General features: G+C 43.9%; 17 protein-coding genes. 4 read left to right on the forward strand and 13 right to left on the reverse strand.

Annotated features, from left to right (window positions below):
- Positions 1–28: 28 nt before the first annotated feature.
- The 4 genes from GWK48_RS06595 to GWK48_RS06610 form a co-directional block, all read right to left on the reverse strand.
- A complete protein-coding gene (locus GWK48_RS06595) occupies positions 29–418 on the reverse strand; it encodes a hypothetical protein (protein ID WP_174630718.1) in 390 nt (129 codons plus the stop codon).
- A gap of 143 nt (positions 419–561) precedes the next feature.
- Entirely contained in the window at positions 562–975 is a 414-nt protein-coding gene (locus GWK48_RS06600) for a hypothetical protein (RefSeq protein ID WP_174632617.1), read from the reverse strand.
- A gap of 111 nt (positions 976–1,086) precedes the next feature.
- Positions 1,087–1,269 carry a hypothetical protein gene (locus tag GWK48_RS06605; RefSeq protein ID WP_174630719.1) on the reverse strand — a complete coding sequence of 61 codons (183 nt, stop codon included), beginning with the start codon at positions 1,267–1,269 and terminating at the stop codon, positions 1,087–1,089.
- Between the two features lie 124 nt (positions 1,270–1,393).
- Positions 1,394–2,368, reverse strand: a complete 975-nt coding sequence (locus GWK48_RS06610; RefSeq protein WP_174630727.1) for a Rieske 2Fe-2S domain-containing protein — start codon at positions 2,366–2,368, stop codon at positions 1,394–1,396.
- 336 nt (positions 2,369–2,704) lie between these two features.
- On the opposite strand from GWK48_RS06610, the gene soxA reads away from it, so the two are divergent.
- Genes soxA through GWK48_RS06630 form a run of 4 tightly spaced genes read left to right on the forward strand, consistent with a single transcriptional unit; the run spans position 2,705 to position 7,088 of the window.
- A complete protein-coding gene (soxA, locus tag GWK48_RS06615) occupies positions 2,705–3,181 on the forward strand; it encodes a proton pump complex quinol oxidase subunit SoxA (RefSeq protein ID WP_174632619.1) in 477 nt (158 codons plus the stop codon).
- A 51-nt stretch (positions 3,182–3,232) separates the two neighbouring features.
- The gene (soxB, locus tag GWK48_RS06620; protein ID WP_425487497.1) at positions 3,233–4,831 is read left to right on the forward strand and encodes a proton pump complex quinol oxidase subunit SoxB; all 1,599 of its coding nucleotides are present in this window, start codon (positions 3,233–3,235) and stop codon (positions 4,829–4,831) included.
- A complete protein-coding gene (soxC, locus tag GWK48_RS06625) occupies positions 4,832–6,529 on the forward strand; it encodes a proton pump complex cytochrome B SoxC (protein ID WP_174630731.1) in 1,698 nt (565 codons plus the stop codon). It abuts the gene before it with no gap.
- Positions 6,530–6,536: 7 nt separating this feature from the next.
- Positions 6,537–7,088 carry a DUF1404 domain-containing protein gene (locus GWK48_RS06630; RefSeq protein ID WP_246263757.1) on the forward strand — a complete coding sequence of 184 codons (552 nt, stop codon included), beginning with the start codon at positions 6,537–6,539 and terminating at the stop codon, positions 7,086–7,088.
- Between the two features lie 218 nt (positions 7,089–7,306).
- On the opposite strand, the gene GWK48_RS06635 is transcribed toward GWK48_RS06630, so the two are convergent.
- The 9 genes from GWK48_RS06635 to cutB form a co-directional block, all read right to left on the reverse strand.
- Positions 7,307–7,870, reverse strand: coding sequence for a DUF3501 family protein (locus GWK48_RS06635; protein WP_174630733.1), 564 nt, complete (start codon positions 7,868–7,870; stop codon positions 7,307–7,309).
- The gene (locus GWK48_RS06640) at positions 7,854–9,056 is read right to left on the reverse strand and encodes a heterodisulfide reductase-related iron-sulfur binding cluster (protein ID WP_174630735.1); all 1,203 of its coding nucleotides are present in this window, start codon (positions 9,054–9,056) and stop codon (positions 7,854–7,856) included. Before GWK48_RS06640 ends, GWK48_RS06635 begins: the two co-directional genes overlap by 17 nt.
- A 1-nt stretch (position 9,057) precedes the next feature.
- Complete coding sequence (locus GWK48_RS06645) at positions 9,058–9,489, reverse strand: rubrerythrin family protein (protein ID WP_174630737.1); 432 nt, start codon at positions 9,487–9,489, stop codon at positions 9,058–9,060.
- 90 nt (positions 9,490–9,579) lie between these two features.
- Entirely contained in the window at positions 9,580–9,783 is a 204-nt protein-coding gene (locus GWK48_RS06650; protein WP_174628449.1) for a hypothetical protein, read from the reverse strand.
- A 282-nt stretch (positions 9,784–10,065) separates the two neighbouring features.
- The gene (locus GWK48_RS06655; protein ID WP_246263939.1) at positions 10,066–10,599 is read right to left on the reverse strand and encodes a nucleotidyltransferase family protein; all 534 of its coding nucleotides are present in this window, start codon (positions 10,597–10,599) and stop codon (positions 10,066–10,068) included.
- Positions 10,559–10,852, reverse strand: a complete 294-nt coding sequence (locus GWK48_RS06660; RefSeq protein WP_174630741.1) for a hypothetical protein — start codon at positions 10,850–10,852, stop codon at positions 10,559–10,561. Before GWK48_RS06660 ends, GWK48_RS06655 begins: the two co-directional genes overlap by 41 nt.
- A gap of 234 nt (positions 10,853–11,086) precedes the next feature.
- A complete protein-coding gene (cutA, locus tag GWK48_RS06665; RefSeq protein ID WP_174630742.1) occupies positions 11,087–13,315 on the reverse strand; it encodes a glyceraldehyde dehydrogenase subunit alpha in 2,229 nt (742 codons plus the stop codon).
- Positions 13,312–13,800 (reverse strand): (2Fe-2S)-binding protein, encoded by a 489-nt coding sequence (locus tag GWK48_RS06670; RefSeq protein ID WP_174630744.1) that lies wholly within the window; start codon positions 13,798–13,800, stop codon positions 13,312–13,314. Before GWK48_RS06670 ends, cutA begins: the two co-directional genes overlap by 4 nt.
- Positions 13,790–14,632: a glyceraldehyde dehydrogenase subunit beta gene (gene cutB, locus GWK48_RS06675; RefSeq protein ID WP_174630746.1), complete on the reverse strand. Its 843-nt coding sequence runs from the start codon at positions 14,630–14,632 to the stop codon at positions 13,790–13,792. The genes GWK48_RS06670 and cutB overlap by 11 nt, the downstream gene beginning before the upstream one ends.
- Positions 14,633–14,677 lie beyond the last annotated feature (45 nt).

Genomic DNA, 14,677 nt, shown 5'->3' on the forward strand with positions numbered 1-14,677 from the left:
AAATATAAAAAAATAAATTAAAATTATCTCAATAGAATATACACGCGGTAGATGATAAGTAAGCCCCTAGAAAAGCTAGCGCCATGAGATAGGAGTAACTGTAATTTACTGTGCTGTAGAATAGCAATCCTCCAGCGGCAGCAATCGCCACAAAAATCACGTTGAGTAGACCAAGTAGTCTGAGCCCTCTTCTGCTCTCCCGGGCAGTCGCGGCGTATAGCGCTAGCCCAAAGAAAGCAGTGAGCATAGCGAAACTTATGTGGGCAGAGAGTATAAAGGACTGCCAACTGGCCTGGATCGGAAACTTATCATACAATAAGGCAGCAAGACCTGCAATGAATGCACCTGTCATAAAGAGGGACTCCACAACGGCTAAAGTAGTAGTTATCCTTGACTTGGAACCAGTGTATATAGCCATAACTAACCCTAACTATGATTTGAAAACTAGTTTTTAAAATTTTTTATTAAATCTATTTTGCTAGTCATTAGATTCAAGAGTTTGCTGGACAATACTACGAGATGCAAAAGACTCATAGCGTATAAAAACATATTTAGAAAAAATTATCTAGAAAGACAATAGAACAAAACTCCAGTCCCAGCGAAAAGAGTCCCTACAAACCCTACTCCCATTCCTAAGGCATAAGATGGGTCGATAAACCCACCGAAGTAGAATAGACCTTCAAATGCAGCAACTAAGATAAACAGGACATTTAATAACGAGAGGAACTTCAACCCCATCTCATTAGTCCTCATAGCTGCAGCTAGTATCAGAATGCCTAAGATGGCGATGGTTATTGCACCGTATATATGTGCAGTAATGGCGGCACCCTGCAAGCCTAGGTTAAATATAGGTATTGACATACCTGCAGAATACAATCCTATCAGCGTCAAAACTTCCAGCATGGAAAGTCCTGTAACATAGTTATGTCTAGACACCAGATCCATTAGCTTGTATACCTGAGTTTCCACACTCATTGCTCTCTCTATTAACATAACTTTTCGGCTTTATAAAGTTTTCACTCATATCATCTAGAAAATTAGATAATATAATTTATTTAAAAATTTTAAAATTAAAATATCTTTTATTTATGAGAATTTCCTGAAAATAAATATAAATAATCCTGACATCAATAATATGTATAGAGCTACTACTATTTCTATTGTGGAGCCGACTCCAAGGGAAAACCCTGAAAATATATTTAGTGGAATGGAGATGAAGAAGAATATTATAGCAATGGATGTTAGTGCAGCAATTAGTTTATCGTTCACCACTATCACCTAATTGGCGAAGTGTTCCACAACATGTTGTAGGCAATAAATATTGCAATTCCTACCGTTCCACCAAAGATTAAAGATAAGATGAATACTCCGAGCTTGGTCATTGAGCTCTACCTCAAGATGTGAAAGTGTCCCCCTCATTATTAAGCTTTGAGTAGCACTGAGAGGGGGTCTGTCCTTTGTTCAACAACATCTTAGGACAACCTGTATCTTGGTTATAGGAGGATAAATAAGCGAAGCTCCCCAGATCCGATGGTTGTCCCATGATAACTGGGGCCTTTAGATTCATACTTACGGCATAAAGGTAGTCCGTGTTTTGATCCCAGTAAAGCTCAACGTAGGGTAAAGGCCTCTGGGTCGGTCCAGTGAGGACTGCAGCCCCTCTCCACGGATCATAAGTTGAGCCATGGCAGTCACAGTGAATTACTGACGCTGCGTTTGCGCTCTGAGCTGCCTGGTATGCTACTGGAGGTAGGAAATTGGGGACTACGCCTCCAGGGGCAAAGTACTTGGGTGGGTAGAAGTGAATCTCTGGGGGCTGGCACCCTAGGTGCTGGCATATCGCGCTATAGGCAACTATAGACTTGTTGGGACCAACTCCGCCTGGAAAAGAGTAGGTACTTCCATCTTCTGGTATCACCACTGTGGTAGGCTGAATAGCTACCGGGTTGTCGTTAGCATCGCCCATGTTCAGTAAAAACGTTATGTCACCTTCCATGGGATACTGGAAGAGGAGTATGGAAGGGTCGTTAACTGGGAGCTTAGAGGCCTCTATGGGGTTTCCGTCAGAATCTACAATAATTATCCAAGGGAAATTCTTAATGTAAACTGGGGGCTGGTTAAGATATGATATCACAGGTACCGCGCTTGCAACTGCAAGTGCGCCTATACCTATCAGCATGCCCTTTAGGAACATTCTTCTCCCTGGATTAAGGGGACCTACCTTCTCCTCAGCGTAATTGTATAGATAGTCTCTTCCCTTTTCAGCGAACTTCCTCTCATCAAACTTAGTCTTAGGATCCCTCATTTTCCTTAGAAGCCTAGTGGCGAAAATGAAATCGTCCCTCTTCAAAGCGAAATGTCTACCCATGATTACCACTTCACTAAGTTCTTTCCAATGAAAGGTTTAAATATTTTGTTATAATAGATCTTATCAAATATATCTCTCTTGATCTTATCTATAAAAATTAAATAAAAATTCATTAATTACCATCATAAACCTTTAGATGTATTTAGTTAATTTACGTTTTACTTAAAACTATTATTATAACTAATAAAGCTGAGGAAGTTAAACTAAAAATAAGTTAAAATAGAAAAGTTAAAAAGGGGGTCACATACTAAATTTTAAATGATAAAAGGGTGTTAAAGATTGGCTGATCTCAAGGAAAAGTTGGCTCATCACGCTGAATTAGCTTGGTTTGTAGTTATGCTAATTCTCGTGGCTGTATTTTTCTCGTGGTCGGTTATAGAGGTAACTAACGGGTCAAGTACTAGCGTGAGATATGGACTACCCCTGTTCTCTGGTCTACCACCGGAAGCTCAGGCTGCAGTGAAGACCTTTGAAAGCTCCCCGCCCCCAAACGGGACTTCGGAAGTCGTGAACGGAATACTTGTGGTGAACATGACAGCTGTTCAGAACGCGACATTTTCCGATGTCTTTAAGCCTAACTTCATAAAAGCAACGCCCGGGGAGCCAATAGTCATCATTCTCAACTCACCTCAGGTCATAACTGGTTTCTTCATTAGATTACCTGACGGTGTTGTGAACGTTAACGCCATACCTGGAACACCTAGTTACGTTTACTTCCTTGCTCCCAATCAGCCAGGGAATTACACTTGGAGAGAGCCGGAACTAGCAGGGTATGATTTCTCCTATATGACCGGCACCCTAGAGGTGGTGTAAATGAGCTCCCAATTGAATGATTTGATTAAGGTTGTATCCAATTCTCTCAAAATATTTTCTTTTTCTAAATTAAAATCTGTATTTTTCCCGAGTAGCACCTCAGGGGTTATATGGCAGTATTTCGCTGGATCGCTGGCTTGGCTGGCAATAGTCGGAATGGCGGCGATGAACTTAAGGACTTACTTGGTCTACCCTCAGAATAGTCCCCAAGTCGGTGTTACCTATTATGCGTTCCTCACTCTACACGGCTGGTCGGCCATGCTAGGGCTAGTCCCCTTCGCTGCGATATCCGTGATTGCCTTCTCGATGTACAAGGATGGGATGTCCATAAGGAGGACTAAGTTGATGAGCTCTATGTTTTGGATAGCGAACGCTGGCCTAATATTCGCACTCCTTGGAGGTCCAGATATGGGCTGGTACATGTACCCTCCGTTGGCAGTAGAGGATAACTCTAACTTCCATGCCTTCCTGAACTATCATGGACCCCTTATGGGAGTAGCTTACCTCGCGCTAGCTATTAGTTCACTTGCCCAGACCATAGCTACGGTGAACCTAGTCAGTGACGCTTACGCTACGAAGCCTAAGGGTCAAAAGCTTGGCATATTCTCAGCCTACGGCGTTGCCTTCGCGGTCATAATAGCTTTAACCCTACCTGCGCTTACAGCAGGGGAAATTTGGTACACTCTAAATATACTAGCTGGGGTGCCCATAAACACCTTGCTCTGGTTAGTGTTGTTCTGGTTCTATGGTCATCCTGTAGTGTACTACGTACCCTTCCCCATCTTCGGTGCGCTTTACTATTACGTGCCAAAGTTCTCTGGGAGGTCACTTTACAGCGAAAAGTGGGCAAGATGGAACATTTATCTGTTGGCTGTAGGTTCAATGCTGATATGGGTACATCACCTCCAGACCTTTCCAATACCCGTCCCAGTAAGGCTATGGATAAACCTGTCGACGTTAATTCTAGCTTCGGGGTCTGGGTTAACTGTACTTAACCTAGGACTTACAGTGCTCACGAGCAAGGGATACAACCTGAAAGACCCAGTAGGGATGGCAACTCTGATGGCACTTATAGGTTTCATCTTGGGAGGAGTGCAAGCCGTTCCCTTACCAATGTTCCCTATAAACCCAATTGTTCACAACACATATTACGTAGTGGGTCACTTCCACCTGGTTATTTGGACCCTCATATTAATGGGCTTCACTGCAGTATTCTTAGACCTGCTCAGGACCATGAGACCTGGTTTTAACTTTAGTAGAACTTCAACCAGGATGATCAACGCAGGAATAGTTCTGTGGACAATACCCTTTGCCACAGTAGGCTATCTAATGAGTGTTGAGGGATATATGGGGATGTTGAGAAGGGTGATAGCTTATCCTGAAACGTTCTACCTATACAATGTGGCTATCTCTTTCCTAGCTGAGATAGGGATAGCTGGAATAGTTATGGCTGTGGGATCTGCCTTAGTAGACTTCTTAACCTACTCGGTACCCAGCAGCGTCGGAGTTTCCTCTTCAACTTCCACTGGTGGCACTCCTTCAGTCGTCTTAAGTCAAGGCAGTGATGAGAGGAAAAGTTTTGATAATTTTAAACTAATGCTTAATAACAGTGTTAATGGTAAGTATAGTCAAATAAGGAAGGTGAGCTAAATGACCGAGACGTCGCAGGAGAAGAAGGAAGGGAAGAAGGGATTAATTGATCAGATTCTCGACAGAGTAGGGGTTACTGAGGCTCCGTTTTTCAAAACTCCTGACTACATGTATAACGTATCTTATTGGCTAGGGGCAATGGTATCTGGTGCGTTTGCTTACACTGTTATTACAGGTCTGTTCTTGCTCTTATATTACATGCCGGCCAACCCATATCCTCAAACACAGGCGATCATAAACACTGTACCCTATGGGTCCGTCCTACTTTTCAGTCACCTATACGGAGCTTACATCATGATCATCTTGGCTTACATCCACATGTTCAGGAACTTCTATAAGGGTGCTTACAAGAAGCCAAGGGAACTTCAATGGGTCACTGGAATTTTGCTTTTAGCCCTTACAATGGGAGCTTCGTTCTTTGGTTACAGTTTAGTGAGTGACGTATTGGGTGTTAACGCAATAAACATTGGAGAGAGCCTACTTGTAGGAACAGGTTTCCCTGGTGCAACCACTATCGCAAACTGGCTGTTTGGCCCTGGAGGGGATGCGGCAACTGCAAGTAATCCCTTAGTCAAATCCCAGTTGTTTGACAGACTCTTGGGTTGGCACATCATAATGGTTTTCCTCATAGGACTACTTTTTGGGGTCCACTTCCTCATGTCAGAGAGATACGGTATGACTCCATCTACCAAGGAGAAGCCTAAAGTCCCTGCATTTTACACAAAGGAGGAGTGGTCCAAGTTCAATGAGTGGTGGCCTAGGAACGTTGTTTACATGTTGTCCATAGTTCTAATGACATGGGGTATAATCCTCTTCGTCCCAGATCTTCTAGCTAACATAAACGGCCTTCCTATAGTCATCAATCCATATCCAGCCCCAGAGCCTGGAACAGCCGCTGCACTTTCCACTCAGCCTTATCCGCCGTGGTTCTTCTTATTCCTATATAAGTTTGTAGATTTTGAGCTTCCAAATGGACAGGCAATGAGCCCAGCCCAGGCTCTATCCATCTTAGTTGTAATACTGTTAGTGTTAATTCTAATGCCCTTCTTTGAAAACAGCGAATACATGTTCCTCAAGAATAGGAAGTTCTGGACGTGGGTCATGACTGTGGCCTGGATCTCCTTAATAGAATTGAGCGTGTGGGGATACTTAGCTCCAGGTGTACCCGCTCCTACTAGTCAACAGATCGAAATTTTAGGAATACCGGCAGTGCTAGTTGGTATTGTGATTCTAGCTATGGGAAGAGATAAATCTCAAAAGTCAGAACCTTCTCTTAATACACCACAAACTGTTCCAAAAATTGGGCCAACATCCCTATTGGGAACAGCAGTTGTATCCTTATTGTTTGCAGGCAATTTTGGAGTATGGTTAATGCATCCAGCGATGATTAATTTCCTCACGCTATTCCCACTGGGCGGTCTAATGGCCTACATGGTATATAGGATGGCTTCATCGTTCAAGAGAGGTCCAGTAAAGGCTACTGGAGGGTTATCGTGGGAGGAAGTTAAGTTCAGAAAGACTATTGCGCTTTTTGCTCTCCCTGTTATCTTAGTGGTGACCGCGATACAAACAGCTATTATGTGGAGACTGCCTAGCGTCGGTCCTCAGGCTACGTACGCCGGAATGGATCTAGGGATATTACTATTCCTCTGGGGAATTGCTATGCAGCTGTATCACTATATAGTTTATGTAAGGTGATCCTTTTTTGTTGAATAATAAGTCAAAATTACCTTTTTTAATACTTTCCTTTTTGATTGTAGTTATTTCTGTTAACCCTATAACTATCTCCTTTTTACCTAAGAATCCGTTAGTCCTGATGGCCTCTCACTATGCATTGTACTTCGCAGGGATATTGGCAGGGGCATCCCTCCTTAGATTAAATAAGGCGTTTGTGATACCAGCTGTTGTTCCACCAATAATATTTCATTTTCCGTTCTTTTTTGTCCAATCTGGGATCAATTTGGCATGGACATTCACCGATTATTCAACGATGGTTGTTGGAGGCGTATTGCTCGGTGCAGCCCTGAGATCTGCAGGTAAGCTGATTAAAAGTTCTCTCTTCGTACTTTATATGGTGGGCGACACTACTTTAGCTATACTCTTGGTTCTAGGTTTTCCTGTGTATAGTCCACCTAGCGTAATATTCTCGCCATATTCTGTAAGTCAATTTTACGACGTCTCTTACTTCATGTTTGGAGTAATGAACTTAATTTTGTTTGTAGTACTGGGCTATACTTTAAGAAAATTACTTAACTGAGAATTTTTAGCTGCTTAAAACGAACTTCGAAGTCAGAGAGAGGGTATTAGATTTATAAAAGAAAAAGAAAACCTCGCCCTTTAGGGCGGGGAGGAGGTCAGTAGACGGTTTAGGGTTTAATAAGAGACTTAGTAAGGAGTAATGGGACGGGATCAACTAAAAAGCACTTCTTAGATAACATGTTCTCAACAAGAATCTAAAAATCCACGATAGGGAGTTTATTCTTTACATTCTTGATAAGCTTCATCGAGCAGCTTTTTGGATAATGTCTCATTTATCTTGGTGTTAAACCTGTAGTTTTCGTGTATAACGTAAATCTCCATATTTGTGTCCTTGGCATTTTCAAGATCAAAAGTAAGAAATTGCACCGTGCTGAACTCATTCCCCTGCTCTCTACCGGCTTCCGGTTCTCCCTTAACTAGTTTATTACCGACCTTTAGAAATATACTATCGTATATCTTGGGTAATGTTTTGAACACAACCCTTAGGTCGTTTTCATCCTGAGCATATATGTACAGGCTCGCCTTTATCTTACCGTTGCACGGTAGTAGGGATTTATAGATCTCAATCTCTCTCTTGATCTCCTCCGGTTTGCTCAATTTGTCAAGGTAGACCATCTCTTGAACTTGCTGAAGGACTGTGTCGTGGTTTTCAAACAATATTGACATCCTCTCCCCAAGCTCGATTCTTCTATCTTTCTTCAGTTGGGCAGACCATCTTATCCTCTCTGCCCTAATCTTCTCGTATTCCTTCCAAGGTAAAACCTCACTTACCTGAATCACCTTTGATCACCTCCTTAAGTATAGATATGGGATGGACTGACTTCTTACCTGAAGCTTTTTCTATCTGTAACCCAGCCAAAGGACATTCTGTTGCGAAAACTTCAGCTTTACTATTGGCAAAAGCGTCCATCATTTTTGCACCTACGACCCTGGCCTTACTATAGTTTCTCAGTCCCCAACCACCATCTATTCCAGAGCAACCCTTGTCAGCAATTTCAACGTTCATCTTCAAAGTTCTCATGGTCTGCACCCCAGGTAAGCCCACCTTTAGGTATTTCATGTGACATGGAGTATGGTAGAGCACGTTCTTTGGGACCTCGCCCTTCCAATTTATTTTCCCTTCCTTTCTTAGCTTCATGAGGTACTCCATAGCATCATAGACCTTCACGTCAGAGTCGAGATCGAGGATGTATCTGTACTCTTTAGTCAGCATGAGAGTACAGGTGGGGATGGGAGAAACTATGTCATAACCCTTCGAAATGTAATCCTTTAACATCTTGTAGTTTCTTTCAGCGTGCTTCTTCAACGAATCTGCGTCTCCGACGTCGAGCATTGGGGCACCACAACACACGAAATTATCGATTGCTACCTCAATGTTGAGCGCGTTATAGACCTCCACTAGGTCTTGTCCTATATCCGGGTAAAAATTCTCAACTAGGCACGTATGGAAAAGGACCACTTTAGCTACTGGGTTTTCCAACTTCTTCGGTTTTACGGTTTTTAGGAACCCATGATCTGCTAATCTAAGGGACGGCGCTTCAGGGCTGATCCCCATAAAGTCCTTCCCCGCGTCAAGGAACTTTTTGGCAATAGGTCTAACTAGGCCAGCTGTATCTAACATCTCGAATAGCCTGTCCCTTAGGGACAGACCTGTCTTACTTTTGTAGTGTAACCAAGCCCAGGACATGAGGTGAGGAAAATCCATATTGAATTCGTGGGGAGGGGTATAGGGGCAGTTGGTGAAACACATGTTACAATGGAAGCAGTCAGCTGATATATCGAAAAGGTCTTCTAAGGTCAACTTGGAAGGACCCTTTTTGTCAGTGTATTGGAACATTTTGGGAAATGCGGGACAGTAATTGAAACACAACCTACAGCCGTGACAAACCGTTGCCTGCCTTATGAACTCAGAAAGCAACTTCTTTGAGTCAAAAAAAGAAGGATTATCTTTATTTAGGGAATACAATTCATTCCCCTTTTAGCATCTTCAAAGCATTGGTGAACTTCTCGGCGTGGCTCTTCTCTGCCCTAGCTAGGGTCTCGAACCACTCCGCTGCTTCGTCAAACCCTTCCTCTCTAGCAGTCTTGGCAAATCCGGGGTACATTTGAGTCCATTCGTAAGTCTCGCCAGCTATTGCGGACTCTAACATTTGCTCGATTGTCTTTATGGGTTTGTCTGTAGCTGGATCTACGGAGTCTCCCTGTCTTATGAAATCAAGATGACCGAAGGCATGTGCAGTTTCTCCTTCCGCTATACTCCTTAGAAGTCCAGCTAGCTCAGGGTACCCCTCTTCATCAGCTCTCTTGGCAAAGTAAAGGTACCTTCTGTTAGCCATTGATTCTCCCTGGAACCCATGTTTGAAGTTTTGTTCCGTTTTAGTTCCTTTCATACTTTTCATGGTCTCTACTAACTATCATCACGTTATAGTATAAAAGAGTTTCGAATCTATTGTTCATCTTAAGTAGTAGTAGTTCTAATTTAACTGGGTTTAAGGCCAGGGTTCCTCTGCATTATCAGGAGCCTTAGTGGATAAGCCGGCGAATGACGCTACAATTAGCATTAAGATGCCTATGAATAGAGGTGCGTCTGGAGAAGAGCTAAAGTAACCTATCCTCCCCAATAGACCCTCAATCAAAATTAGAACTCCCACCAGGGAGAGTATGGAGCAGGAGCATATTTGTTTTAGTTTCATACTATCACATGATATAATAGTAAGAAAAGTCTTATAAATTTTGCTATCTTTAAGCTAAAACATACAAATGGAAATACAATAGTCTACTTGAACATACATTTTACTACTTTTATTTCATATTGTACCTCTCTTTAATTTCTGATCCAGAGACAATAAGCAGTGTTAGGACGTAATTTACTATCTAAACGCGTTCAACATACCATGATTACTTCGTTGAGTTCTTTAAAACATGGGATGATACACATTCCCTAGCTAAAGGGTTGGGCTTTCATCAATTGTAGCTTATAGTAGAGCTAAACATACTGCCTTTAAGCTGTTCTCTTCGCACTTTCTCAGGAAGTAGTCTACGTTGAAGTCATATCTTCTCTTGGAGTAAATAATGATGTCCTTGGCCTTCAGAGCATCTCTTACTCCCCTATTGGTTGAACTCACAGCGTAAAGGACTGCTAGATCCTCTGGGGACAACACGTAGACTTTCCCTATACCTTCAAGGCTCATCAATCTCCTCCGGCTAATTACCTCCTTATCTATCTTGAACCCTGGGGGTTTTACTAGATCTACCCTTACACCTTTTATGAGCAACTTATATTGCCAGTGTCCAACATCCTTGGGTGAGATTTCGTACTCCAGCGATCGGTCTATGATTTCCGCCAGAACTTGATGATCATCGAGATCAACTAGAAAATCTATATCCAATGTGGTTTCAGGCATCGCATAGAAATTTCTGGCAAATCTGCCGATCAAAGCATAGTCAGGATAAAATCTATCAATCAACCTAACTGCTTTTCTGAAGGCTTCTTTGAATCTCATCTCCACGCTCAAAAAGGCCACCCACTACGAACGAGAGGAGAACGTACTCCCATTTAGTGTAATTCTTCTCCTTGTCTAAGTAGAGGTCTAGGTACTCCTTTATGGAATCTTCATCGACTTTGTAACCTCTAACCGTGTTAAATAGCGCCTCCCACTTCTCTATTTCCTCAGCCCTACCAAGGTAGAAGCGTTTGGGCTTCTTCTTCCCTCTGTCCCACAGAGTAACGTAGAGGTAACTGCCTTTGGCCTGTATTCTCATTAATATACTATTAGTTCATAGTATATATAAGCTTTACACGGCTGTCCAACAAAGATAGGACAGGATTACATAGTTGAGGAAAAAGCCTCGCTTTTATGATGGGGAGTAAATCACTAGCCTCTCAGAATGTCTCGTTAACTGTCGCTTCTAGAGTTCAAACGTTTCGAGAAGCTATAAAAGGACTATCTTAGTCCATAACTTTTAAGAAAATCTAATAAAAATTAAAAATAAAAATTATTTTATTAATTCTTCCGGGAGTACAGGCGTTTTGTTCAGCCTCTTCCCTGTAGCGTCCTCAAGTGCCCTAACAATAGCAGCTGGTCCGACTATGAGGGACGCCTCCCCTACTCCCTTGCTCTTAGTCAGGTACGCTGATGGATGGTATTTCTCAGCAAAGTAACTTTTGAACTTCGGTGCCTCAACTGCCGTGGGAACGAAGTAGTCAGCGTAAGTTACCGCAAGTTGACCGTTCTCATTTATTATAGCCAGTTCGTACAACGCTTGTCCCACAGCCTGAGTCCCTCCACCATGTACTTGCCCCTCCGCCAATGCAGGATTTATTACTCTTCCTATATCGTCGTAGGCTCTGTATTCCTTCACCTTCGCTATCCCGTAATCGTCCACCTCAACTACTGCCATATGGACTCCATAGGGGAAGGTCACGTCTCCCTCCAACGTCACGCTAGCTGTGACACCTGGTTCTCTCCCTGAGTAGGCTTCTCTGGCTACCGCGTCCCAAGTGACCTTCTTACCTTCCTTCTTATGCACAAACTCCCCATTCCTATACTCTATCTCCTCCACGTCAGCCTTCATGGATCTAGCTGCGACCTTTCTCATCTTCTCTAAAGCCTGTCTGCTAGATGCCACAGCTGCACTTCCGGCAATTGCTAACGTTCTGGAACCGTAGGTACCTGTACCTGATGGAACAGCGTCACTGTCCCCCCACACCACCTTAATCTTCTCTATGGGTATCTGCAACTCGTCAGCCACCAGTTGGGCTATAGCTGTCTCAGTACCTTGACCGTGGGGCGTTCCGCCAATGGAGACGATCACGCTCCCGTCCTCTGTCACCCTAGTTTCAGCGAACTCGTAGGGTCCGAACCCACATATTTCAAGGTAGAACGCTAAACCTACTCCAACTCTCTTACCTTTCCTCCTTTCCTCAGCCGCCCACTCCTTCATTTTATTATACTCCATCACTTTAACTCCTTCCTTAAGTAGAGTTGGGTAGTCTCCAGTATCGTACTTTAGCCCAAAAGGATTCACGTAGGGCATCTGTTCCTCCTTGACAAGGTTCCTTAGCCTCACTTCAACGTCGTCCATCTTGAGCTCGTCAGCTACAGTGCTCATTATCCTCTCTATTATAAAGGTAGCCTCAGGTCTGCTGGCACCTCTGTACATGGTAATTGGGATGGTGTTTGTGTATATTGCTCTACTTTTAATCGCCAAGTCCCTGACCTTATACGGCCCTGGGATCATGGGTGGTATTATGGTTGGCTGAAGCCCCTCGGTATACGTAAGGTAAGCTCCCAACTCAACGTCTAAGGTCCCCTTAATAGCCACAAGGGTTCCGTCGTTCTTGAAACCTATTTCCCCCTTGAACACGTTATGTCTAGAGTTGGTCGCCATCATTTCTTCAGTCCTTGTGGCTGTCCATCTAACAGGTCTCCCCAATTTTATGGAGGACGCTATTACGGCTAGCTCCTCTGGAATAAAGTGGGCTTTGCTACCGAATCCCCCACCGACGTCAGGCATTATTACTCTAATTCTGCTCTCTGGGATTCCAAATATTCTGGAAAACTCTGACCTGGCGAAGTGCGGTATCTGTGTGGAGTACCATATGGTCAAGTTTATGCCATCATATTGAGAGATGATCCCCCTAGGTTCCATAGGTGAGGGGATCAACCTGTTGTTGCCTATCTCGACCTCGACCCTCCTATCGGCGTTGGCAAGGGCTTTTTCGACATCTCCCGCGTTGAAATTCCCTTCATAACCTATGTTTGTCCCAAGCTCCTTATGAACCAGGATCTCGTTCTTGGAGGCTCTCTCCATGTCTATTACAGCGTCCATGGTCTCATAGTCCACGTTTACGGCATCCGCCCCATCCCTTGCGGAATACTTGTCTGTTGCTATTACCATGGCAATGGGCTCACCGTTGTACTTGGTCTCATGCTCCGCAAATTTCCACTTGGGGATCTTCCAGGGTCTAGGGTCAATGTACGTGGTCCAGGGACCTATACCTTCCTTAATTATTTGATTTAGTTCGCTACCGGTATAAACCGCGATTACGCCCTTGACCTTTAGAGCGTCTTCCTTGCTGACCTTGAACCTACCGTGAGGCACTGTGCTCCTGACAAATGCTGCGTAGAGGGCGTTAACTTTTAGGTCGTCTACATACGTGCTTCTTCCTGTGACAAACTTATCGTCGTATAGTCTTTTAACGGATTTTCCTGAGTAGCTCATTGTCTCATCCTCCTTGACGCATCCATTATGGCGTTAATAATGTTCTGGTAACCTGTGCATCTGCATATGTTTCCGTGAATCAGATCCCTCGCCTCTTCCTCTGTAATCTCCTTCCTTTCTGACAGGATATAATGAGTTTGGACTATCATCCCGGCTGTGCAGAAGCCACACTGCAGCGCGAAGTTATCCTTGAAGGCCTGTTGGATTGGACTAAGCTTGGAGTCTGAAGACAGCCCCTCAATAGTCACAATTTCCTTGCCATCGGCCTGAACAGCCAGCATGGTACAGGACTTGACTGACTTACCGTCTACCAGAACCGTACAAGCTCCACACGTTGAGGTATCACACCCTACCTTTGAACCGGTTAGGTTCAAGTCCTCTCTGAGGAAGTCCACAAGGAGCTTCCTGGGCTCAACTTCTACCTCGTGGAGTACTCCGTTCACTTTTACCTTTATCTTAGCCTTTTGACCAGGTTCAACTAGCATTTAAGATCCCCTCCAATGTATTTTTTAATAACCTCCTCATCACCTCTCTTCTATAAGAGGAGGAACCTCTGGAATCGGAAGGTGGATTGGCTCCCCTAGACGCCAGATTCGAAGCCTCAGATATCTTACTTTCATCAAGCTTCGAGTCCATTAGAGCCTTTTCAGCTTCCCTAGCCCTGTAAGGCTTTTCATCAACTCCAGTGAAAGATATCCTAACATCCTTCACAATCCCAGAGTCCAGTTTTATCGCCAGGGCGAGACCAACGAGGGCGTAGTCCCCTGCTCTCCTAACGATCTTTTTGTAGGTTTGGTAATACCCCTTTAGAGATCTAACCTTGATCTGCTCCAGGACCTCATCTTGCTTTAGACTTGTTGAGAAAGGCCCCTTGAAGAACTCGTTTGCGTCCACTTCCCTCACCCCTGACCTGGACCTTAGAACCATCCTGGCCTCTAAGGCAGTGAAGACTGCAGGGTAGTCAGCTGAAGGGTCTGCGTTGCAGAGACTTCCACCTACAGTCCCCATGTTTCTTACCTGGACATCGCCTACCTTTGAGGCGGTCTCCTGGATCAGTTCTAGACCTGGGATTTTATGAGAGGCTAGATCCCTGTGTCTAGTTGTGGCCCCTATCGCTGTAACTTCTCCCTCCTTTATAAAGGATAGTTCCTTTAGATCGCCAATGTCAACGAGGTACTTTGGCCTTAAGATCCTGAGCTTAAGCATAGGAATAATGCTCATGCCACCTGCTAGAACCTTAGCGTCCTTGCCTTCAAGAAAATCTAAGGCGTCGCCCAGGCTGTCAGGTTTGTAATAGCCAATTTGGGCAGGATACATCTATAATATAACCTATTCCACGCTAATAAGAGATTATAGACGTAA

Origin of the sequence: Metallosphaera tengchongensis (assembly GCF_013343295.1) — an archaeon.
GTDB lineage: Archaea > Thermoproteota > Thermoprotei_A > Sulfolobales > Sulfolobaceae > Metallosphaera > Metallosphaera tengchongensis.